Consider the following 21,507-nt stretch of genomic DNA (forward strand, 5'->3'; position numbering starts at 1 on the left):
AAATCCTCAACCCAGGGAGATTGCCGCCTGCCCCTCATCCGCCTGCCGGCACCTTCTCCCCGCTTGCGGGGCGAAGGAGGCATGCCGCGACCTCTCGGTCCCTCGCCAACGTCTCGCGTGGCACGTCCCCTCGCCCCGTTTACGGGGAGAGGGTTAGGGTGAGGGGCAGGCTTAAAGCATAGGCGCAACGCCTATCCGCCTAAAACGAAACCGCCTTGCCCTTCTTGAAAGGCTCCATGCCCCGGCGTGCAAGTTCATCGGCGCGTTCGTTTTCCGGGTGGCCGGCGTGGCCCTTGACCCAGTGCAGCGTCACCGTGTGGCGGTTGCGGGCTTCTTCGAGTGCCTGCCAGAGTTCGGCATTTTTTACCGGCTTCTTGTCGGCGGTCTTCCAGCCGTTTTTCTTCCAGCCGAAAATCCACTTGGAGATGCCGTCTTTGACGTAGGCGCTGTCGGTGTAGAGGTCGACCTCGCAGGGGCTCTTCAAGGCCTGCAGGGCGGAGATCGCCGCCAGCAGTTCCATGCGGTTGTTGGTCGTATCCGCCTCGCCGCCGCAAAGCTCCTTTTCGACGTCGCCATAGCGCAGCACGGCGCCCCAGCCGCCGGGGCCGGGATTGCCGGAGCAGGCGCCGTCGGTAAAGATATCGACGTGTTTCATAGGCTCAATCCGTATTCGGCCGGCGATTTGATCTGGCGGTGGAAGCGCAGCTTGCGGAGATATTCGAGCGGGTCCTTCTTGGTGACCATGGCGCCCTCAGGCGTCGTCAGCCAGTCATAGAGCCGCGTCAGGAAGAAGCGCAGCGCCGAACCGCGCGACAGCACCGGCAGGGCGGCAATCTCTTCGCCGCTCAGCGGGCGCACGCTCTGGTAACCCTCGAGCATCGCCGTGCCCTTGGTGATGTTATAGGCGCCGTCCTTTTCGAAACACCAGGCATTCAGGCAGATCGAGACGTCATAGGCGAGCAGGTCGTTGCAGGCGAAATAGAAATCGATCAGCCCGGAAAGCGCGTCACCGAGAAAGAAGACGTTGTCCGGGAAGAGGTCGGCGTGGATGACGCCGGCCGGCAGGCTCTTCGGCCAGGCGCCGGCGAGGAAATCGAGTTCGCCGCGGATCTCGTCCTGCAGGCCGGCCTCGACCTCGCCGGCGCGCGCCTCGGATTTCTCCCAGAGCGTTTGCCAGCCGTCGATCGACAGCGCGTTCGGGCGCTTCAGTTCGAAACCATCGCCGGCGACATGCATTTCGGCCAGCGCCCGGCCGACTTCGCGGCAATGTTTGGCCTCCGGCTTCCGCAGCCACATGCCTTCGAGGAAGGAGATCAGCGCCGCCGGGCGGCCGGAGAGCGAGCCGAGCAGCGCGCCGTCGCGGCGCGGCAGCGGCAGCGGGCAGGAAAGGCCGCGGGCGGAAAGATGCTGCATCAGGCCGAGGAAGAACGGCAGATCGGTCTTTTCCACGCGCTTCTCATAGAGCGTCAGGATCAGCGGGTCCTTCGACGTATGCAGCAGGAAATTGGAGTTTTCGACGCCCTCGGCGATGCCTTTGTAGGAGAGCAGCGTGCCAGCGTCATACTCCGTCAGGAACCACTTCAGATCGTCTTCGGCGATATCGGTATAGACTGCCAAGTGAGGTCTCGCCTTCATGCATTGCTGTTATTGGGCCGCCGGATCGACCATCCGGCGTCGAAAGGGTTTCCGTCTGGGGATCAGCCGTTGACGAAGGCCATGTCGGCCGCCGTCAGCTCGATGCTCCGCAATTCGCGGTTGACCAGGAAATTCTCGGTTTCCTGCACCGTTTCGGCCAGCTCGACGCGGGCGTCGAACCTGGCGCGGAACGCCTCGATGATCTCGTTGACGATGACCTCGGGGGCGGAGGCGCCGGCGGAAAGGCCGAGCGTCGAAATCGCGCCGATCTCGTCCCAGTCGAGTTCGGCGGCGCGCTGCACCAGGATCGATTTCTTCGCCCCTGCCCTCAGCGCCACTTCGACGAGCCGCTTTGAATTGGAGGAATTCGGCGCGCCGACGATGATGAAGAGATCGCAGCCGGGAGCCGCCTGCTTCACCACTTCCTGGCGGTTGGTCGTCGCATAACAGATCGAGTCGGCGGCCGGCGCCGTCAGATTGGGAAAACGCTCCTGCAGGCGGGCGATGACGCCGGCGGTATCATCGACCGACAGCGTCGTCTGGGTGACGTAACCGAGATTGTCGGCGTCGACGGGAATATAGGCATCGGCATCCTCGATCGTCTCGATCAGCGACACCGAACCCTCGGGCAGCTGCCCCATCGTGCCGATCACTTCGGGGTGGCCGGCATGGCCGATCAGGACGACATGGCGGCCGAGGCGGTTGTGGCGCATCGCCTGCTTGTGGACTTTGGAGACCAGCGGGCAGGTGGCATCGAGATAGAAGAGGTTGCGGCTTGCCGCATCCTCCGGCACGGATTTCGGCACGCCATGGGCCGAGAAGACCACCGGCTGGGCGCGATGCTCGGCCGGGATTTCGTCCAGTTCCTCGACGAAGACGGCGCCCTTGGCCTCCAGCCCCTCGACGACATAGCGATTGTGGACGATCTCGTGGCGCACATAGACAGGCGCGCCATAGGATTTCAGCGCCAGCACGACGATCTGGATGGCGCGGTCGACGCCGGCGCAGAAGCCGCGCGGCCCGCAGAGCCTGATCGTCAAGGGAGGTTTCGCCGCAATATTCATGTCTGTTCCGTCAATAGTTCCTCATTCCTGTGCTCGTCACAGGAATCCAGCCACGGCGCGTCGGCGCCGTGAGTGACTGCAGACATCCAAGCCCATCTTCCGCGCCCAAGGACTTGGGCGCACTGGATTCCTGTGACGAGCACAGGAATGAGGGAGAACTTGGCAACGTCCAACTTCAACAGCAGCGTCCCGCGCATGGGACTAGGGACCTCTAGCCCAATATAGCTGGAAATTGAAGCGATACTATTGCGCCGGCTGCTTGCCCGGCTTGCGAAACCAGGAGATCCCCACCACGGCAACGAGCACGGCGGCCAGCCCATACCAGGTGAAGGCATATTGCAGATGGTCGTTCGGCAGGGCCACCTGGGTGACGCCGCCGATCGGCAGGCCGGCCGGATTGGGGGTGGAGTCGGCATCGACGAAAAACGGAATGACGCGAGCCTTCTCCAGCCCGACGCTTTCGGCCATGACGTCGAGATCCTTCCAGTAGAAGATATTCTTGGCGACGTCGTTGTCGGGCACCACCCAGGAGGGTTTGCCGGGAAGTTTTTCGCGGGCGAGACCGGTGACGGTCTGCTGATCGGTCAACTGGCCCTGCATGCGCATTTCCGGCTCCTTGTTCTCATAGGGAACGAAGCCGCGATTGACGAAGAGCACGCGCCCGTCGGCAAGCTCCAGGGGCGTATAGACGTAGAAGCCGGTCTGGCCGCGCCAGGTGGCGAAGAAGTGGCGCTCCTTGTTGTTGATATAGCGGCCGGTGGCGGTGACTTTGCGGTATTCGATATCGCCGCCGGTTGCCGCCATCGCCTCGATATCGGCAAGCGGCACGGGGGCGGCCACTTGCCGCGCGGCGATATCGGCGAGCAGGCCTTCTTTCCAGTGGAGACGTTCCACCTGCCAGGTGCCGAGCGAAATCAGGATGGCAAGGGCGATCAGCACCAGGATGCCGGTGATGACGGGCAGCCGGCGCCGCAGCATGGCATGCTCTATTTCAGTCACTCAGGCGTCCTTCGCGGGCATTGTGGCGGTATTGCATGGCGATCAGGATGCCTTTGAACCAGCGCAGCGTTAGTAGCGACAGGATAATGGTCAGCGGACCAAAGAGCAGGATATGCACCCAGATCGGCGGCCCGTAATTCACCTGCAGCCACAGCACCATGCCGATGACGATGAAGCCGACGATGAGGATGACGAAGACGGCCGGCCCGTCGCCGGCATCGGCGAAGGAATAATCGAGGCCGCAGGAGGCGCAGCGCGGCTTGACCCCGAGCAGACCGTCGAACAGCTTGCCCTGACCGCAGCGTGGACAGCAGCCTTTGATGCCTGTCTTGACCGGATCGACGGGTGGATAATGGGCGCTGTCTTCGTTCATATCATTCCTTCTGGCCATTCCTTCTCTGCATTCCATGCTGCCTTAACTCTCCCATAAAGTATTCGCATCCCGAATGGAAATGCCTGCGCGGTTTCGTCTCAGTGATTCGCGCCAAACAGAAGAAGAAGACTGATGACCAATGACAACCATGCCGGCCAGATCATTATTTTGAACGGTGCGCCCAGAAGCGGCAAATCCAGCATTGCCCGCGCAATCCAGGACGAATTCGAGGGGCCGTGGATCAACCTCGGCGTCGACAACTACAATGCCATGACACCGAAGCGCTACCTGCCCGGCATCGGCCTGAGGCCGGGCGGCGAGCGGCCGGATCTGGAGGAGCTAGTGCCGTTCCTCTATGCGGCCCTTTATGAATCGATCGCCATCCATGCGGGATTTGGCCTCAATGTGGTGGCCGATCTCGGCCATCATGACAGCTACTCGCAGCCGCTCGGCATTCTCGCCGACTGTGCCCGGCGCCTGGACGGCTTTTCCGTGCTGTTCGTCGGGGTGCGCTGTCCGATCGAGACGATCATGCAGCGGCGGGAATTCAAGCAGGAGGGCCGGGAGACACTGTATCTCCGCGCCACCGGGGAGACGCCTGTGCCGGAGCCGGTGCAGCGCTGGCAGGACGAGGTGCACCGGCCGGGCATCTATGACATGGAAGTCGATACGTCGGTGCTCACCACGCTCGAATGCGCCGAGGCGATCCGCCAGCGGCTGGATCTCGGCATTCCCGAGCCCTCGGCTTTCGACCGGATCGCGGGCGGGCGCTGAGAAGGAGCGAGGCCCAAATGGGCAAAGGCATGCCGCGGCTTATCGACTCCCCTTCTCCCCAGCGGGGAGAAGGTGCCCGTAGGGCGGATGAGGGGGCCGCAGAAACAGGTCTTTCCAAACGTTGCGGAGGTTCGACCGCGCCAGAATTGTCTCGCTTACTGGGATAGGCGGTTACGGGCGTGGTACCGTGTAGCCCCCTCATCCGCCTGCCGGCACCTTCTTCCCGCTGGGGAGAAGAGATTTGCCGCAACCGCTCCGTTCCCTACTGACGAGAACCGAGCATGGGGGACCACAGACAAAAAAGGCGGGCACCAGGCCCGCCTTATGTTTGAATATCGCTGCAATCAGCCGGCTGCGACGGGCGCGCCCCAGCCGCCCCAGACGTAGATGCAGAAAAACAGGAACAGCCAAACGACGTCGACGAAGTGCCAGTACCAGGCGGCCGCCTCGAAACCGAAATGCTGTTTCGGGGTGAAATCGCCGCGCAGCGACCGGATCAGGCAGACCAGCAGAAAGATGGTGCCGATGAGGACGTGGAAACCGTGGAAGCCGGTCGCCATGAAGAAGGTCGCGCCGTAGATCGAATTCTTGAAGGCGAAGGGCGCGTGGGCATATTCATAGGCCTGGACGCTGGAGAAGAAAATGCCAAGCAGCACCGTCAGCGTCAGGCCCTGGATCAGGCCCTTGCGGTCGTTGTGCAGCAGCGCATGGTGCGCCCAGGTGACCGTCGTGCCCGACAGCAGCAGGATGACGGTGTTGTAGATCGGCAGGTGCCAGGGATCGAGGACCTCGATGCCCTTCGGCGGCCAGGTGCCGCCGGTATAGAGCAGGCGCGAGGCCTGGATTGCTTCGTTCGGATAGAGGCTGGCGTCGAAATAGGCCCAGAACCAGGCGACGAAGAACATCACTTCCGAAGCGATGAACATGATCATGCCGTAGCGCAGGTGCAGCGAGACGACGCGGGTGTGGGCGCCCTCATGGGCTTCCTTCACCGTATCGGCCCACCAGCCGTACATGACGTAGAGGACCAGCGCGAAGCCGATGTAGAAGAGCCAGGGATTGGCGAGTTCGGCGCCGGCGAGCTTGAAGGAGCCGCCGCTCAGGTAGCGCATATAGCAGACGCCGCCGATCGCCATGATGAAGGCGCCGAGCGAGGCGAGAATCGGCCACGGGCTCGGATCGATGATGTGATAGTCGTGATTCTTCTGATGAGCATCGGCCATGTAGCTATCCCCGGATGTCTTCCTTCACTCCGCTCCCGGCATAGCCGGAAACGAGCCTTGATCAAAGTTTCTTTTCACTCTTTACCGCTCCACTCTCATTCGAAGCCAGCGGCTTCGGGCCCTCTTTCGGGTAGAACGTATATGACAGCGTGACCGTGTGGATATCCTTGGACTCCGCGGCCTTGACGATTTCCGGATCGATGTAGAACACCACCGGCATGTCGAGCTTCTCGCCCGGCTTCAGGTCCGTTTCTGTAAAGCAGAAACATTGTACCTTGTTGAAATATGCGCCCGCCTCACCCGGCGTGACGTTGAAAACCGCCTGGCCGCGCTGCGTCTCGTTCGAGCGATTCTCGGCGGTGAAATGGACCTCGATCGTTTCGCCGATCTTCGGATTGACCTCGCGCTCGACCGGCTTGAAGTCCCATTGCAGCCCGGGCGCGACATTGGCGTCGAAGGTGACGCGCATCGTGCGGTCGAGCACGACGCTCGACACCTGGTCGACGCGCTGCGTCGTGCCGTTATAGCCGGTGACCTGGCAGAAGATCCGGTAGAGCGGCACGGCGGCATAGCTCATCGCGCCCATGCCGAAAACGAAGCTCAGGCACATCATCACGACGGCGCCATTGTTGCGGCCCGGTTTCTTCGGTGCGGCGGGGTTTTCGCTCATCCGGCCATCCCCCCGCCGATCTTCACGATGGTGATCGCGTAAAGAGGATCACGAGGCCGGCCAGCACCAGGCCGAGGGCGATGTTGCGGTTGCGGCGCGACTTCACCTGCTTTTCCGTGAGCTTGACCAATTCCATCAGAACCAACCTCCAGCATGCGAGACCAGCACCGACGTCAGCCGGTCGATCATCAAGGCGGAGAACACGGCGAAAAGATAGAAGATCGAGAAGCCGAAGAGCTTCTTCGCCGGGATCATCTTCAGATCGCCGTCGGGCATACGCCAGACGGCGATGGAACAGTATATGAAGATCGCGCCGAGGGCGGCGGCCACCAGGCCGTAGCCGAAGCTCGCGAAACCGAGGAAAGAGGGCAATACCGCGCAGACGGCGGTCAGCACCGCATAGGCGACGATCTGGTGTTTGGTTACCCGCTCGCCGGCGACGTTCGGCAGCATCGGCACGCCGACGGCCTCGTAATCGCGCATCTTGAACAGAGCCAGCGCCCAGAAATGCGCCGGCGTCCACAAGAAGATGATCAGGAAGAGAACAGTGCTCTCGATCGTCACGCTGTTGGTGACGCAGGCCCAGCCGATCATCGGCGGGAAGGCGCCGGCAGCACCGCCGATGACGATGTTCTGCGGCGTCGAGCGCTTCAGCCACATGGTGTAGACGACGGCATAGAAGAAGATGGTGAAGGCAAGGATGCCGGCCGAGAGCCAGTTGACGGCAAGGCCGAGGATGACAACCGAGAAGCCGGACAGCACCAGGCCGAAGGCCAGCGCCTCCGAGGGCGCGATACGGCCGGCCGGGATCGGACGTTTGGCGGTGCGGCTCATGATGGCGTCGATATCGGCGTCGTACCACATGTTGAGCGCGCCGGATGCGCCGGCGCCGACGGCGATACAGAGAATGGCGATCAGGCCGAGGACGGGATGGATGTGGCCCGGCGCCAGCACCAGGCCGGCAAAGGCGGTGAAGACCACGAGCGACATCACCCGCGGCTTCAGCAATTCGAAATAATCGCGCGCACTCGCTTCCGACAATTCGCCGTCCTTTGCAAGCGCCCCGTGATTGTCGATAACCGTCATCATTCCGTCCTGAATATCAGAATATCAGGACGCCGTAACGAATGCGGCGTCCTGATACCCGCGCAATTACTTGATGCGCGGAAGCTGTTCCCACTGGTGATAGGGCGGCGGCGAAGGCAGCTGCCATTCGAGCGTCGTCGCACCCTCACCCCATGGATTGTCTCCGGCGACGCGCTTCTTGGCGAAGGCTTCGAAGACGCCGAAGAGGAAGATCAGCACGCCGAAGGCCGAGATGTACGAGCCGATCGAGGACACATAGTTCCAGCCGGCAAAGGCATCCGGATAATCGATGTAGCGGCGCGGCATGCCGGCGAGGCCGAGGAAGTGCTGCGGGAAGAACACCAGGTTGACGCCGATGAACATGACCCAGAAATGCAGCTTGCCGACAAACTCGTTGTACATGTAGCCGGTCATCTTCGGGAACCAGTAGTACCAGCCGGCGAAGATCGCAAACACGGCGCCGAGCGACAGAACGTAGTGGAAGTGAGCCACGACGTAATAGGTGTCATGCAGCGAGCGGTCGAGACCGGCATTGGCGAGCTGGACGCCGGTGACGCCGCCGACCGTGAACAGGAAGATGAAGCCGATCGCCCAGAGCATCGGCGTGCGGAACGAGATCGAGCCGCCCCACATCGTCGCGATCCAGGAGAAGATCTTCACACCCGTCGGGACGGCGATGACCATCGTCGCGAAGACGAAGTAGCGCTGCGCGTCGAGCGACAGGCCGACCGTGTACATGTGGTGCGCCCAGACGACGAAGCCGACGGCGCCGATCGCGACCATGGCGTAGGCCATGCCGAGGTAACCGAAGATCGGCTTCTTCGAGAAGGTCGAGATGATGTGGCTGACCATGCCGAAGCCCGGCAGGATGAGGATGTAGACCTCGGGGTGACCGAAGAACCAGAACAGGTGCTGGTAAAGGATCGGGTCGCCGCCGCCTTCGGGAGAGAAGAAGGAAGTGCCGAAGTTACGGTCGGTGAGCAGCATGGTGATGCCGCCTGCCAGCACCGGCAGCGACAGCAAAAGCAGGAAGGCGGTGATCAGCACCGACCAGGCAAAGAGCGGCATCTTGTGCAGCGTCATGCCGGGGGCACGCATGTTGAGGATCGTGGTGATGAAGTTGATCGCACCGAGGATCGACGAGGCGCCGGCGATATGGAGCGCGAAGATCGCCAGGTCAACCGCAGGTCCCGGCGTGCCGCTTGTCGCCAGCGGCGGATACATCGTCCAGCCGCCGCCCGCGCCGTAGGCGCCTGCCGGGCCTTCGACGAACATCGACAGCAAGAGCAGTGCGAAGGCCGGAACGATCAGCCAGAAGGAGATATTGTTCAGGCGCGGGAAGGCCATGTCGGGCGCGCCGATCATGATCGGCACCATCCAGTTGGCGAAACCGCCGATCATCGCCGGCATGACCATGAAGAAGATCATGATCAGCGCATGCGCTGTGGTGAACATGTTGAACATCTGCTTGGCGCCGTCGATGGCGGCATCGCCCTCATAACCGTAGACCATCGAGGCCAGGCCGTGGAAGATCTGAATGCCCGGCTCCTGCAGCTCCATGCGCATGGCGACGGAGAGCGCGCCGCCGATGATGCCGGCAATGATCGCGAAGATCAGGTAGAGCGTGCCGATGTCCTTGTGGTTGGTTGAGAACAGCCAGCGATTGGCAAAGCTCGGCTTGTGCCCATGATCATGGGCGTGGTCATCATGAGCGTGACCGTGAGAATGATCGTCGTGAGCGGAAGGTCCAGCCATTGTCCCGATCCCCTTATTTACTGTGCTTCGGCGACGTCGAGGGTCTTTGCGGGACCATCGGTTGCGGCCATGAGTGTCTTATAGGCGCTTGGCAGGTCGCTGGCGGCTGTGGTCAGCCACTGCTTGTACTTGTCCTCGGAGACGACGCGGATGGCGATCGGCATGAACGCATGATCCTTGCCGCAGAGCTCGGAACACTGGCCATAAAACAGGCCTTCGCGCTCGGCCCTGAACCACGTCTCGTTCAGGCGGCCCGGCACGGCGTCGATCTTGACGCCGAATGACGGCATGGCGAAAGCGTGGATGACGTCGGTCGGGGCAGAGGTCACGAGAACGCGCACCGTCTTGTTCACAGGCAGGACCAGCTCATTGTCGACGGCCAGAAGTCTCGGATAAACCGACTTGTCTTCCTTGCCGGCGGCAGCGCGGTCCTGATCCTTCAAGAGGTAGCTATCGAAAGCCAGCGGGCTGTCGCCCGAACCTTCATATTCGTAGTTCCACTGCCACTGGGTGGCGGTCGCCTTGATCGTCACGTCGGGGTTTTCAGGCAGCGTCAGCTGCGCCGTCAGCAGGTTGAACGAGGGAATGGCGAGAAGAAGCAGCACCAGGACCGGCCCCACGGTCCAGGCAATCTCGATCATGGTGTTGTGGCTCGTCCTCGAGGGAACCGGGTTCGCGCTGGCGCGGAACTTGACGCAGACGAGAATGAGCAGGACCAGAACGAAGAGCGTGATCGGAACGATAAACCACAGGGTATATTGTTCGAACCAGTGGATTTCCCGCATGATCGGCGTCGCCGCCGGCTGCAGCGTCGCCTGCCACGGCATCGGCTGGTCGGCATATGTGCCGGAAGCAAAAAGCAGACAGACCAGCGTGGTCAGGGCTGCATAAGCCTTCTTCATCACCTTATTATCTCCCTCGAGCGCTTGACCTGCAAAATAGAACGCAGAATCCTTGCCATCTTCAGCGCTTCAAACCACAGTTTGGCATTTGCCGCAACAGGCCAGAGCAATTGTCTATGCGGCATTTTTGCTTAAAGCATAGGCAGGGCAGAAGGGCAAAACATCCCAAGTTTTTCATCAGCATATGAAAAATCGGCTTTCCGGCCAATCCGCGCGGCGCACATTCTTGCCGAAAGGTCCAATTTCCGCCGCAGTCCCCCGGTTTTCACGGGGTGGGGCTTTTCATTTTTGGTGGGCAGCTTCAACAATAGCCGCAATGATTCGATATCCAGAGGTTTCCATGGGTTTCCGTTCCCTCGCGCAGTCGCTTCTCGTGACTGCCAGCATCGCGGCAGCAGCGACGACGCCCGTTTTCGCACAGCAGCAACCGACGCCGGCGCAGGCCAACCCGCCGGCTGCGGCACCCGCCCCTGCCCCTACTACAACGCCGCAGCAGCCGAGCAGGGCCAATCCGAATATCCAGGTGACACCCGGCCAGACCCAGCCGCAGGCGCCAGGCACGGTGAAATCCAATCATGGCGCATGGTCCGTCGTCTGCGACAAGCCGGCAGGTGCCGCGACCGAACAATGCGCGCTGATGCAGAACGTCATCGCCGAGGATCGGCCGGAAGTCGGGCTTTCCGTCGTCGTCCTGAAGACGGCCGACCGCAAGTCGAAGATTCTCCGCGTGCTGGCGCCGCTCGGCGTGCTCCTGCCGAACGGCCTCGGGCTCAATGTCGACGGCAAGGATATCGGCCGCGCCTATTTCGTGCGCTGCTTCGCCGATGGCTGTTACGCCGAAGTCGTGCTCGAAGACGAGTTGCTGAAGACCTTCCGCAGCGGCGCCCAGGCAACCTTCATCGTCTTCCAGACCCCCGAAGAAGGCATCGGTATCCCCGTCGACCTCAAGGGCTTCGCCGAAGGTTTCGACGCGCTGCCTTGAGGGCAGCTGGCGGCCTGCCGTGGGTCCGCCCCCTCATCCGCCTGCCGGCACCTTCTCCCCGCGAGCGGGGCGAAGGGGATATGTGGCAAGCTCTCCCTTCCCCACTCACCTCTCGCAGGGCACGTCCCCTCTCCCCGTCAAAACGGGGAGAGGGCTAGGGTGAGAGGCAGCCATCCGCACGAACCGAACGGTGTCGCACAAGGCCAAGATAACCTCTCCCATAAAGAATATTCCGCAGCAGGGCTTCACTCCTTATCATCAGGAGCCCTATCTAGAGGCGTAAGCGCATTCCCGAACGCATGCCCATTGGAGCCACATCATGACCACCGATCTCCTGACGCTATTCGATGCCGATGAAGCCACGATGCGTGGTCTGGTCGCCGAGGCGCTCGCCGGCGCCGATGACGGCGAGCTGTTCATCGAGCATGCGCAAGCTGAAGCGCTGAGCTTCGACAATGGCCGGCTGAAGGGCGGCAGCTTCAACACCGAGCAGGGATTCGGGCTGCGCGCCGTTGCCGGCGAAGCGGTGGGCTATGCCCATGCCGGCGATCTCTCGGTGGCGGCGCTGAAGCGGGCGGCGGATGCGGTGGGCGCAGTGACGCGCGGCTATTCCGGCTCCTATGCGGCGGCCCCGCAAGGCACCAACAAGAAATTCTACGGCGACCAGAACCCGATCGGCCAGCCGAGCTTCGAGGAGAAGGTCAAGGTCCTCCAGGATATCGACGCCTATCTCCGGGGCAAGAACGACAGGGTGCGGCAGGTGACGGCGTCGGTGGCGGCGAGCTGGCAGGTCGTCGACATCCTGCGCGCCGACGGGCATCGCGTGCGCGACATCAGGCCGATGACCCGCATCAACATATCCGTCATGGTCGGCGAAGGCGACCGGCAGGAAAGCGGCTCCTACGGCAGCGGCGGGCGCATCGGCTTCGGCGATTTCATCGCCGAGGGCAGCTGGCAATACGGCGCCGACGAGGCGCTTCGCCAGGCGCTCGTCAACCTCGAAGCAATCGATGCACCGGCGGGCACGATGGACGTCGTTCTTGGCTCCGGCTGGCCTGGCGTGATGCTGCACGAAGCTGTCGGCCACGGGCTGGAAGGCGATTTCAACCGCAAGAAGACGTCGGCCTTTGCCGGCCTGCTCGGCCAGATGGTCGCCGCCCCCGGCGTCACGGTCGTCGACGACGGCACGATCGACAACCGCCGCGGCTCGATCACCATCGACGACGAGGGCACGCCCTCCGGCTACAACGTGCTGATAGAGAACGGCAAGCTCGTCGGCTATATGCAGGATCGGCAGAATGCCCGGCTGATGGGCATGGCGCCGACCGGCAACGGCCGGCGCCAGGGTTATGCGCATGTGCCGATGCCGCGCATGACCAACACCTATATGCTCGGCGGCGACAGGACGCCCGAGGAAATCATCGCCTCGGTGAAGAAGGGCATCTATGCCGTTTCCTTCGGCGGCGGCCAGGTGGATATCACCTCCGGCAAGTTCGTCTTCGGCTGCACGGAGGCCTATCTGATCGAGAACGGCAAGGTCGGCGCGCCAATCAAGGGCGCGATGCTGATCGGCAACGGCCCGGATGCGATGAAGCGGGTCTCGATGATCGGCAACGACATGAAGCTCGACACTGGCATCGGCAATTGCGGCAAGGGCGGCCAATGGGTTCCGGTCGGCGTCGGGCAGCCGCACCTGCGCATGGATCAGATCACCGTCGGCGGCACACAGACCTGAGGCGAAAGGAGCCTGTCATGGCGGAGGTCGAGATCAGGCATTTTGCGGAAGGCGACACCGATGCCGTGTTGTCGCTGATCCTGCCAATCCAGCGCGAAGAGTTCGGCATCGACATATCAGCCGACGCGCAGCCGGATCTGAGGGTCATCCCGGATTTCTATCAGTCCGGCAAGGGAGAATTCTGGGTCGCCGTCAGGGATGGCGCCGTCGTCGGTACGCTGGGCTTGAAGGATATCGGCAATCATCAGGCCGCCCTGCGCAAGATGTTCGTCGCCGCCAAGGTTCGCGGCCGCGAGCACGGGGTGGCGGCGCTTCTCCTTGACCGCATGTTCGCCCATGCCAGGGATGCCGGCCTCACCGATATCTTCCTCGGCACGACCGACAAATTCGTCGCCGCCCATCGCTTCTATGAGAAGAACGGCTTTACCGAGATTGCCAGGGGCGCTCTGCCCCGCGCCTTCCCACTGATGGCGGTGGACACCAAGTTCTATCGGCATAAGGTCGGCTGAAGGCCACCGACGCGCCTCAGCTCTTCGGCGCCTCCGCCGGCTGAAACAGCCACTTACGTTCGATCGCCGCAGCAAGATCGATATCGTTGCGGCGGGCAAAGAGCAGGATGTGGCCGAGCAGGTCGGCAGTTTCGTCGGCAAGGTCGCGATCGAGCTCTTCCTGTGTCCGTTCCCTGCGGCGGCCGCGGCCGGTCAGGCGGTTCCATGCCTGGGTGAGCTCACCCACCTCCTCCTGCAGCTTCAAGAGAAACCAGTCGGCGTCGCGCTCGATGCCATTGGCTGCGGCATAGGCGGCGGATGAGGTTTCGAACTGATCAGCAAGTCGACGCAACATCGGCGTTCTCCTTTTGTTTATGGAAGAGACGCTGATTCCCGATGCTTGTCCAGAGTGGTGCCGCCTAAGCTGCCGCAGCGATCAGCCGCGGTCAGGCAGCAGCATGCAGTCGTAGGAGCGCTGCTTCAGCGCATCGCAGGCTGAGACGGCAGCGTCCTTGCTGGCGAAGCCGACGAAGCGGGCGCGGTAGATCTTGTTGGCGCCCTTCCCGATCGCCTCGGTATAGGGCGAGGCTGACACCAGCGGCGCGCCGCCTTCTGACTTCGCCTGGGCGAGAAGTGCGCGCGCAGCATCGGCGCTGGGTGCGGCCGAGATCTGGATCTGCCAGTCGCCATCGGTCTTTTCTGCCGACATTTTCGGCGCCTTGCCGGCGTTCAGGATTTCGTCCATTGCGACCGGACGATCCAGCGGCACGACGGCGTCATCGGCATAAGCCAGGCTCTTTGCTGCGAGCTCGTCGGCCGGGCGTGGTGCGCTGAGCGGCAGCGGAACATCCGAAGCATCGGCAGCGGAAGCGACTTCGACAGGCTCCCTGGCGCCAACGCTCGCCACCAGCTTGGCGCCGCCGGAAGAGGAGGCACGGCCGAGATAACGGTCGAGCAGACCGGCCATCTTGTCGTCGCGGCTGCGGGCGGTGCGGCCGCCGAGCACGACGCCGACGACGCGGCGGTTGCCGTCCCTCACGGCGCTGACGAGATTGAAGCCGGAGGCGTTGGTGTAACCGGTCTTGATGCCGTCCATGCCCTGGTAGCGGTACATGAGATTGTTGTGGCCGCGCACGGTGCGGCCGCGGAAATTGAAGCTTGCCGCCGAAAACAGCCGGTATTCGTTCGGATAATTCTTCATCAGCGCGATGGCGAGCGTCGACATATCCCGCGCCGTGGTGACCTGACGGCCGTCCGGCAAGCCGGAGGCATTGACGAAGACGGTGCGGCTCATGCCGAGCTGGCGGGCCTTGGCTGTCATCATCCGGGCAAAACCGCTTTCCGAGCCCCCGAGCTTCTCGCCCATGGCGGCGGCGGCATCATTGGCGGATTTGATGATCATGCCATAGACCGCCTCGCGCACCGTGATCGTGCCGCCTGGCTTGACGCCGAGCTTGGTCGGCGGCCGGGAGGCGGCGTATTTCGACATTTTGATCGGCGTATTCCAGGAAATCTTGCCCCGCTTCAGCGCCTCGAAGGTCAGATAGAGCGTCATCATCTTCGTCAGCGAGGCCGGATAGTTCAGCGTATCGGCGTTCTCGGCGGCGAGAACCTTGCCCGTTCGGGCATCGAGGATCAAGGAAGCGCTGCCGGCCAGGGCCGTAAGGGGCGCCGAAACGGCCAGCATTACGGTCAAAACAGCCGCCAGAAGCTTTCTCATGCAGTTCCCCTTGATGCGTCGGCTCTCGATAGGATCGGCGTTGTGCCGTAACGTGACAGAAGCGGCAAGTTTGGCGCGACTTTGAGGCAACTCCTATCATTTTTCTAGTCTTTTCATCGCCTTGGTTAACATCAAATGAAGGGAGCCGTACGAAATCGGGATTCAGCAAGGCTTAAGTCCCGCTTGCTAGTTTCCGGCAAAAAGCAATGGACGGCGCATGACGGGACAATTCAAGCGACTGGCAAAACGCGCGGCGATCGGCGCCGGGCTCGAGCTTTCCTGGCTCATCTCCGCCGCCGGGTTCATGCGCGAGGCGCGCGGACGCGGCGTCGTCTTCACGCTGCATCATGTCCGCCCGCACGTGGCGGAGGCCTTCGAGCCGAATGCGCATCTCGAAATTACCCCCGGCTTTCTCGATACGGCGCTGCGGCGGTTGAAGCGGGAGGGCTATCGCTTCGTGCCGCTCGATCAGGTGCCGGCGCTGCTGGCCGAGCCCGAGGGCGGAAAGCCTTTTGCCGCCTTTACGCTCGACGACGGCTACATCAACAATCTGGAGCACGCGCTGCCGGTGTTCGAAAAGCACCGGGCGCCGTTCACGGTATTCGTTGCCAAGGGTTTTGCCGAAGGCTCCCACAGCATCTGGTGGGAGACGCTCGCCGTCCTCCTGCCCCGGTCAGGCGAACTTCGCTTCGATTTCGGCCGCGGCAGTGAACGGCTGGCGCTCGACGGTCCGCAGCAGCAATGGGCCGCCTTCGACCGATTCGCCGCCTTTATCCACCGGTCCGACGAAGCGCGCGCCGTCGCCGCGATCGACATGCTGGCGCGGGAAAACGGCATCGAGCCGACCGATATCACCCGCGCGCTGGTAATGGACCCCCGCCAGTTGCAGCGGCTCGCGACCCATTCGCTCGCCACGCTCGGCGCCCATACGATCAGCCATCGGGCGCTGTCCCGCCTGCCGGACGCCGAAGCGCGGATAGAAATGCAGGTTTCGGCCGATTATGTCGAGGCGGTGACCGGCATCCGGCCCAAGACGATCGCCTATCCCTACGGCACGCCGGAGGCGGCGACCGGCCGCGAGGCGGCGATGGCCCGAAATCTTGGCTTTCAGCTTGCGGTCACCACTCAGCCCGGGCTGCCGGCAGCAGGGCAAACCGCCTATCTCTCGCGCATTTCGCTCAACGGCTTCTACCAGAAGCCACGCTACGTCTCCGCCCTGGCCTCCGGTATTCCGCTGAGGCTGATGGGCAAATAGGGCCGCTTAAGGATACATCCTGACCTTGTCCCATGCGCCTTCCGGCAACGGCCGGCGAAATTCGATGCGGTCATGCAGACGGAATTTCTGGTCCTTCCAGAATTCGATCGAGGTCGGCCGGATGCGGAAGCCCGACCAATGGGCGGGGCGCGGAATTTCGCCGATGGCATAACGGGCGGTATATTCGGCCACGGCCTTCTCCAGCGCGAAACGGCTTTCGAGCGGGCGGGATTGTTTCGAGGCCCAGGCGCCGATCCGGCTGCCGCGGGCGCGCGTCTTGAAATAGGCGTCGGCTTCGGCATCGGTGACGATCTCGACGGGGCCGCGCAGCCTTACCTGGCGGCGCAGGCTTTTCCAGTGAAAGCACATGGCCGCCTTTTTCTGGCCCAGAATTTCACGGCCTTTCTGGCTCTCGAAATTGGTGTAGAAGACGAAACCGTCGTCATCGAATCCCTTCAGGAGAACCATGCGGACATTGGGAAGGCCATCCTCATCGACCGTTGCCAGCGCCACCGCGTTCGGGTCGTTGGGTTCGGAAGCCTCCGCTTCGCCAAGCCATTCGGCAAAGAGCTTGAAGGGTTCGCCACTTTCGGTAAAGTCACCGCTTGTTAACTCGTTTGCCGACATATTGGTTCAAATGCCCCGGATTATTCAAAACTCGCCCAGCTTTTGATAACTGGACAGGATGCAGGGTGGAAGTCATAGCAAAGTCAAATCGCCATACAAAGGGCCTGCGGCGACGCAGCGGCACGTTCTTCGTCATCGGCGCCGCAATGCTTTCGCTTTCCGGCTGCCTGGCGGGCGGCATGGATTTTCTCAGCGAAGCCAAGGTCGACCGTTCGGTGGCAACCGGCACTGTGCCGCAGACGCCGCCGAGCACCGATACGCTGTCGGACGAAATGACCGTGCGCAATGCCGTGACCTCGGCAGACGTGCAAAGGCTCGAGGGCCAGCCGCTTCCCTGGGCGAATGCATCGACGGGCAGCGCCGGCGTCATCGATACGATCGTCGAGAACAACGAATCAGGCCAGGTCTGCCGCCAGTTCCGCACGACGCGGCATTCCTATGTCGGCATCGCCAAATTCTACGGCAAGACCTGCCTCGTCGGCGGCGGCAACTGGCAACTGTTAAGCTTCCAGCCGGAGAGTTGATCCGGCGGGAGAGTTGATCCGGCGGGAAAGTAATTCGGGCACCGAGCCGATCCGGCTCGCCGACAGGTTAACGCCCGACGCCTTTCTGCCGAGTGCTTAGCAAAGCGCTAACCATTCGGCGCAAAACACTCCACATCTCTCCATAGAAATAAGAAGTGATTAGCAACTCCCACGCACGATCAGCGTTGAGAGTGGTTGTCCCTGCCTGTGCGGCGGGATGGCGCCAGTTGTTATTGGGCTTTTGATTTTGGAATATCGGGGTGCCGGGCAAGGACGTGGCTTCCCGCATCGCAACACCGGCGGTTTGACATGCGCGATCCTTATAAAATTCTGGGCGTCAAGCGCGACGCGGCAGCAGACGAGATCAAGGCGGCCTGGCGCAATATGGCCAAATCCGCCCATCCCGACCACAATCAGAGCGACCCGACGGCAACCGCCCGGTTCGCCGAGATCGGCCGCGCCTATGAAACGCTGAAGGACCCGCGCAAACGCAGCCTGTTCGACAATGCCGTGCGGATGGCGGAAGCCAAAAATCACGAACAGACGATCATGCAGCGGCGCCAGGCAGCGCATGAGGCCGCCGTGCGCGCCAAGGCGGCGCAGGCCAATGCCGAGCGGGTGATGGAAGAGCTTGCGCGCGCCGCCCAGAAGGCCGCCGCCGAGGGCTCCAGACAACAGGCAGGATCGGCCGAGCCAGCAGACGAGATGGTCGATCGCATTTTCGGCGCTCAGGCCCGCGCCGCGGCCGGCGGTCAGGCGCAGGCTCGCGCGCAACAGGCGCAATACCAGCAGGCCCAGAGCCAGCAGACACAGAATCAACAGGCCCAAAACCAGCAGGCGGGCGAGGCCGGCAGGCGCGTGGATGGCGACGCCGCCGAGGTTGACATCAAGGGCGACGACGAGGCCGGCGAGGCTGGGCCAAATGCCGGCGCCAACCTGCCGCTGCCGCTCAGCATCCTGACGTCCCTGGTGCGCCGCTTCACCGGCGCCAAGGATACCGGCCTGGAAAAGGCACCCGATGAGGTGGCGACGGCGACGGTGACGATCGACGACGTGCTGAAGAGCGGCTGGATCACCGCGTCATTGCCGGAGGGTCGAGAGATCGGCTTCGCATTGCCGGCCGGTACAAGGGATGGTCACGAGCTGCGGCTCAAGGGACAGGGCTTCAAGCTGCCGGGCATGCAGCGCGGCGATGCCGTCATCAACATTCGCATTGCGCCCGATCCGCGCTTCACGGTCGACGGTTTCGATCTGCATGCCGTGCTGCCGCTCAGCATTGAAAATGCCGTTCTCGGCACTGAGGCGCGCATCGAGGGACCGAGCGGGCCGCTCGACATCACCATTCCCGCCTGGTCGGGCTCGGACAAGACGATCAAAATCCCCGGTCAGGGATTGCCCCGCGAAGAAGGTGGCAGAGGCGATCTCGTCGTCGAATTGCGCATTATCCTGTGGGAAAAACCCGACGACAAAGTCACCGATCTCATGCGGAGCATGCGCGAAGGCCTGTTCCTATGAAATATTTATGACTTTCGCACCCTTTGTTACGAAACCTAACAGTTGATGATCCAGGCCAAGCTTGAACCGATTAGCGGCCTATGCCATAGGCAGGATCAATCAGAATTCCTAGGGAGCGAAATATGGCTCAAGCATCCGGCCTCATGGCAGGCAAACGCGGCGTCATCATGGGTGTCGCCAACAATCGCTCCATTGCGTGGGGTATTGCCAAGGCCATCCATGCGCAGGGCGGAGAGGTTGCGCTTACCTACCAGGGCGATGCGCTGAAGAAGCGCGTCGAGCCGCTCGCCGCCGAAATCGGCGCGACGCTGGTTGGCCACTGTGACGTTGCCGACGAAGCCACCATCGACGAGGTTTTCGGAAACGTCGAAAAGCTCTGGGGCAAGATCGATTTCCTGGTGCATGCGATCGGCTTCTCCGACAAGGACGAACTGACCGGCCGTTACGTCGACACCTCGGCCGACAATTTCGCCAAGACGATGCAGATTTCCGTCTATTCCTTCACCTCGGTCGCACGCCGCGCCGAGAAGCTGATGACGGATGGTGGCGCCATGCTGACGCTGACCTATTACGGCGCCGAAAAGGTGATGCCGAACTATAACGTCATGGGTGTCGCCAAGGCCGCGCTCGAAGCGAGCGTCAAGTATCTGGCCGTCGACCTCGGACCGCAGAACATCCGCGTCAACGCCGTCTCGGCCGGCCCGATCAAGACGCTCGCAGCCTCCGGCATCGGCGATTTCCGCTATATTCTGAAGTGGAACGAATACAACGCGCCGCTGCGCCGCACCGTCACCATCGAAGAAGTCGGCGATGTCGGCCTCTATTTGCTGTCGGATCTCTCGCGCTCCGTCACCGGCGAAGTGCACCATGCCGACAGCGGCTATCATGTCATCGGCATGAAGGCGGTCGACGCCCCTGACATTTCGGTCGTCAAGGACTGAAGCATTCCCGGAGCAGAGACCGTGCTTATCTACGTGATCAGACACGGTCAGACCGACTGGAATGCCGAGCGCCGCCTGCAGGGCCAGAAGGACATCCCGATGAACGCCACGGGCCTGGAACAGGCCCGGCAGAACGGGCTGGCGCTTGGCGACATTCTCGGCGACACGGTCGATGAATTCGATTTCGTCGCAAGCCCGCTGCAGCGCACGCGCGCGACCATGGAAATCGTCCGCGCCGCCATGGGCCTGCCGCCGCTTGCCTATCGCACCGATCCGAGGCTGGTCGAGATTTCCTTCGGCGACTGGGAGGGCTCGACGCTCAAGGAACTGAAGGCGACGCAGCGCGAGCGGGTGGCCGAACGTAACGCTTCGAAATGGGATTTCATCCCGCCCGGCGAGGATGCGGAAAGCTACGAGATCCTCTCCTGGCGCACCGGCTCATGGCTGCAATCCGTCGATCGCCCGACCGTCTGCGTCACCCATGGCGGCGTTATCCGCACGCTGTTCCAGATGATCGCCGACCTGCCGAAGAGCAGCGCTGCCGAAGGCGGGATCCCGCAGGACCAGATCGTCAGGATCGATACTACTGAGCGGACGATCGTCTGGCTGTAGGGCGTTGCCGCATCTTAGCCCGCGATAGGCTCACTTGGTCGGATTGGGGATGCCGACGAGTTGTTCGGCTATCATGTGGATGGGGATTTCCGGCTGGTTAGAGGTAAAACCGTTCAGCTCGAGAAGGTCGGTTGCAACAGCGATAAGTTTAGGCTTGAGGGCTTCGAAGGGTATTGGCCTCAATGGCCAGTCCCTCGATATCGTTGCTGCTGGCGACCCAAACGCCAACCTCTTCATCCCAATCAGCACGCACGACGATCGAAGCATGCTTCATGCGATCCTCCGCGAACCCGCCCTACTTGACGATATCGAGATCGTTGATGACGCGCTTGCCGTCGACCTCGGTGTAGAAGACGATGACCTTCACGCCGGCTTCAAGGCCGTCGAAATTGAATTCCTCGGGCGCCTGATAGGTTTTGCCGTCATCGAGCGTCAGCACCAGATTGGCGGTGTCGACCTTCTTGATCGTCGCCTCGACATCGGCGCTCTCGGCAAAACCGCTCATCGGCGACAGGAAACTTGCTGTTGCCAAAAGCGTGGCGACGACGAAACGCATGGCGACAATCCTTTTCAAACGCTGCACGAGAACATGACTGGCCACACATAGCCTCCTGAATATGGCGAAAA

General features: G+C 62.2%; 23 protein-coding genes and 1 pseudogene. 9 read left to right on the forward strand and 15 right to left on the reverse strand.

The genetic code is table 11. The features are described 5' to 3' along the window. Nucleotides 1-199: 199 nt before the first annotated feature. The 5 genes from rnhA to ACS4RS_RS02535 all read right to left on the reverse strand — a co-directional run bounded on the left by rnhA (nt 200) and on the right by ACS4RS_RS02535 (nt 4,071). A complete protein-coding gene (gene rnhA / locus ACS4RS_RS02515) occupies nt 200-655 on the reverse strand; it encodes a ribonuclease HI (RefSeq protein ID WP_003588090.1) in 456 nt (151 codons plus the stop codon). Then, on the reverse strand, nt 652-1,617 hold the full coding sequence (locus tag ACS4RS_RS02520; RefSeq protein ID WP_439008861.1) for a homoserine kinase: 966 nt from the start codon (nt 1,615-1,617) through the stop codon (nt 652-654). Before ACS4RS_RS02520 ends, rnhA begins: the two co-directional genes overlap by 4 nt. 80 nt (nt 1,618-1,697) lie before the next feature. After that, entirely contained in the window at nt 1,698-2,699 is a 1,002-nt protein-coding gene (gene ispH / locus ACS4RS_RS02525) for a 4-hydroxy-3-methylbut-2-enyl diphosphate reductase (protein ID WP_439008860.1), read from the reverse strand. A gap of 243 nt (nt 2,700-2,942) precedes the next feature. Further along, nucleotides 2,943-3,698 (reverse strand): SURF1 family cytochrome oxidase biogenesis protein, encoded by a 756-nt coding sequence (locus ACS4RS_RS02530; RefSeq protein ID WP_439008859.1) that lies wholly within the window; start codon nt 3,696-3,698, stop codon nt 2,943-2,945. Beyond that, entirely contained in the window at nt 3,691-4,071 is a 381-nt protein-coding gene (locus tag ACS4RS_RS02535) for a DUF983 domain-containing protein (RefSeq protein ID WP_439008858.1), read from the reverse strand. Before ACS4RS_RS02535 ends, ACS4RS_RS02530 begins: the two co-directional genes overlap by 8 nt. Nucleotides 4,072-4,203: 132 nt before the next feature. On the opposite strand from ACS4RS_RS02535, the gene ACS4RS_RS02540 reads away from it, so the two are divergent. After that, nucleotides 4,204-4,845 carry a chloramphenicol phosphotransferase CPT family protein gene (locus ACS4RS_RS02540; protein WP_439008857.1) on the forward strand — a complete coding sequence of 214 codons (642 nt, stop codon included), beginning with the start codon at nt 4,204-4,206 and terminating at the stop codon, nt 4,843-4,845. A 344-nt stretch (nt 4,846-5,189) separates the two neighbouring features. Here ACS4RS_RS02540 and ACS4RS_RS02545 read toward each other — a convergent pair whose 3' ends face one another. The 5 genes from ACS4RS_RS02545 to coxB form a co-directional block, all read right to left on the reverse strand. After that, the gene (locus tag ACS4RS_RS02545; RefSeq protein ID WP_097624101.1) at nt 5,190-6,068 is read right to left on the reverse strand and encodes a cytochrome c oxidase subunit 3; all 879 of its coding nucleotides are present in this window, start codon (nt 6,066-6,068) and stop codon (nt 5,190-5,192) included. A 61-nt stretch (nt 6,069-6,129) separates the two neighbouring features. After that, nucleotides 6,130-6,738 (reverse strand): cytochrome c oxidase assembly protein, encoded by a 609-nt coding sequence (locus ACS4RS_RS02550; protein WP_439008856.1) that lies wholly within the window; start codon nt 6,736-6,738, stop codon nt 6,130-6,132. Between the two features lie 135 nt (nt 6,739-6,873). Next, nucleotides 6,874-7,824 (reverse strand): heme o synthase, encoded by a 951-nt coding sequence (locus tag ACS4RS_RS02555; RefSeq protein ID WP_439008854.1) that lies wholly within the window; start codon nt 7,822-7,824, stop codon nt 6,874-6,876. A 66-nt stretch (nt 7,825-7,890) separates the two neighbouring features. Continuing rightward, on the reverse strand, nt 7,891-9,579 hold the full coding sequence (gene ctaD / locus ACS4RS_RS02560; RefSeq protein ID WP_439008853.1) for a cytochrome c oxidase subunit I: 1,689 nt from the start codon (nt 9,577-9,579) through the stop codon (nt 7,891-7,893). Between the two features lie 17 nt (nt 9,580-9,596). Then, on the reverse strand, nt 9,597-10,481 hold the full coding sequence (gene coxB, locus ACS4RS_RS02565) for a cytochrome c oxidase subunit II (protein WP_439008852.1): 885 nt from the start codon (nt 10,479-10,481) through the stop codon (nt 9,597-9,599). A gap of 316 nt (nt 10,482-10,797) precedes the next feature. On the opposite strand from coxB, the gene ACS4RS_RS02570 reads away from it, so the two are divergent. The 3 genes from ACS4RS_RS02570 to ACS4RS_RS02580 all read left to right on the forward strand — a co-directional run bounded on the left by ACS4RS_RS02570 (nt 10,798) and on the right by ACS4RS_RS02580 (nt 13,707). Next, a complete protein-coding gene (locus tag ACS4RS_RS02570) occupies nt 10,798-11,463 on the forward strand; it encodes an invasion associated locus B family protein (RefSeq protein ID WP_439008851.1) in 666 nt (221 codons plus the stop codon). Between the two features lie 319 nt (nt 11,464-11,782). Beyond that, on the forward strand, nt 11,783-13,198 hold the full coding sequence (gene tldD, locus ACS4RS_RS02575; RefSeq protein ID WP_439008850.1) for a metalloprotease TldD: 1,416 nt from the start codon (nt 11,783-11,785) through the stop codon (nt 13,196-13,198). Between the two features lie 17 nt (nt 13,199-13,215). Next, complete coding sequence (locus ACS4RS_RS02580) at nt 13,216-13,707, forward strand: GNAT family N-acetyltransferase (RefSeq protein ID WP_449313861.1); 492 nt, start codon at nt 13,216-13,218, stop codon at nt 13,705-13,707. A 16-nt stretch (nt 13,708-13,723) separates the two neighbouring features. On the opposite strand, the gene ACS4RS_RS02585 is transcribed toward ACS4RS_RS02580, so the two are convergent. Together ACS4RS_RS02585 and ACS4RS_RS02590 are read right to left on the reverse strand one after the other, a co-directional pair. After that, nucleotides 13,724-14,041: a pyrophosphatase gene (locus ACS4RS_RS02585; RefSeq protein ID WP_439008849.1), complete on the reverse strand. Its 318-nt coding sequence runs from the start codon at nt 14,039-14,041 to the stop codon at nt 13,724-13,726. An 81-nt stretch (nt 14,042-14,122) separates the two neighbouring features. Then, on the reverse strand, nt 14,123-15,406 hold the full coding sequence (locus tag ACS4RS_RS02590) for a serine hydrolase (protein ID WP_439008848.1): 1,284 nt from the start codon (nt 15,404-15,406) through the stop codon (nt 14,123-14,125). Between the two features lie 217 nt (nt 15,407-15,623). Between ACS4RS_RS02590 and ACS4RS_RS02595 the strand changes: the two genes are divergently transcribed. Then, nucleotides 15,624-16,661 carry a polysaccharide deacetylase family protein gene (locus ACS4RS_RS02595; RefSeq protein WP_439008847.1) on the forward strand — a complete coding sequence of 346 codons (1,038 nt, stop codon included), beginning with the start codon at nt 15,624-15,626 and terminating at the stop codon, nt 16,659-16,661. Nucleotides 16,662-16,667: 6 nt separating this feature from the next. Here ACS4RS_RS02595 and pdxH read toward each other — a convergent pair whose 3' ends face one another. Continuing rightward, the gene (pdxH, locus tag ACS4RS_RS02600; RefSeq protein ID WP_439008846.1) at nt 16,668-17,288 is read right to left on the reverse strand and encodes a pyridoxamine 5'-phosphate oxidase; all 621 of its coding nucleotides are present in this window, start codon (nt 17,286-17,288) and stop codon (nt 16,668-16,670) included. A 65-nt stretch (nt 17,289-17,353) separates the two neighbouring features. On the opposite strand from pdxH, the gene ACS4RS_RS02605 reads away from it, so the two are divergent. From ACS4RS_RS02605 to ACS4RS_RS02620, 4 genes are all read left to right on the forward strand, one after another. Next, nucleotides 17,354-17,812, forward strand: coding sequence for an RT0821/Lpp0805 family surface protein (locus ACS4RS_RS02605; RefSeq protein WP_439008845.1), 459 nt, complete (start codon nt 17,354-17,356; stop codon nt 17,810-17,812). Nucleotides 17,813-18,121: 309 nt separating this feature from the next. Then, the gene (locus ACS4RS_RS02610) at nt 18,122-19,327 is read left to right on the forward strand and encodes a DnaJ C-terminal domain-containing protein (RefSeq protein WP_439008844.1); all 1,206 of its coding nucleotides are present in this window, start codon (nt 18,122-18,124) and stop codon (nt 19,325-19,327) included. A 122-nt stretch (nt 19,328-19,449) separates the two neighbouring features. After that, nucleotides 19,450-20,268, forward strand: a complete 819-nt coding sequence (fabI, locus tag ACS4RS_RS02615; RefSeq protein WP_003588115.1) for an enoyl-ACP reductase FabI — start codon at nt 19,450-19,452, stop codon at nt 20,266-20,268. Nucleotides 20,269-20,289: 21 nt separating this feature from the next. Further along, on the forward strand, nt 20,290-20,880 hold the full coding sequence (locus ACS4RS_RS02620) for a histidine phosphatase family protein (protein WP_439008843.1): 591 nt from the start codon (nt 20,290-20,292) through the stop codon (nt 20,878-20,880). Nucleotides 20,881-20,910: 30 nt separating this feature from the next. Here ACS4RS_RS02620 and ACS4RS_RS02625 read toward each other — a convergent pair. Both ACS4RS_RS02625 and ACS4RS_RS02630 read right to left on the reverse strand, forming a co-directional pair. Beyond that, a pseudogene (locus ACS4RS_RS02625) lies at nt 20,911-21,154 on the reverse strand (DUF1902 domain-containing protein). A 21-nt stretch (nt 21,155-21,175) separates the two neighbouring features. Then, the gene (locus ACS4RS_RS02630; RefSeq protein WP_003569889.1) at nt 21,176-21,436 is read right to left on the reverse strand and encodes a DUF1344 domain-containing protein; all 261 of its coding nucleotides are present in this window, start codon (nt 21,434-21,436) and stop codon (nt 21,176-21,178) included. Between the last annotated feature and the right edge of the window lie 71 nt (nt 21,437-21,507).

Origin of the sequence: Rhizobium sp. F40D2 (assembly GCF_051810745.2) — a bacterium.
GTDB lineage: Bacteria > Pseudomonadota > Alphaproteobacteria > Rhizobiales > Rhizobiaceae > Rhizobium.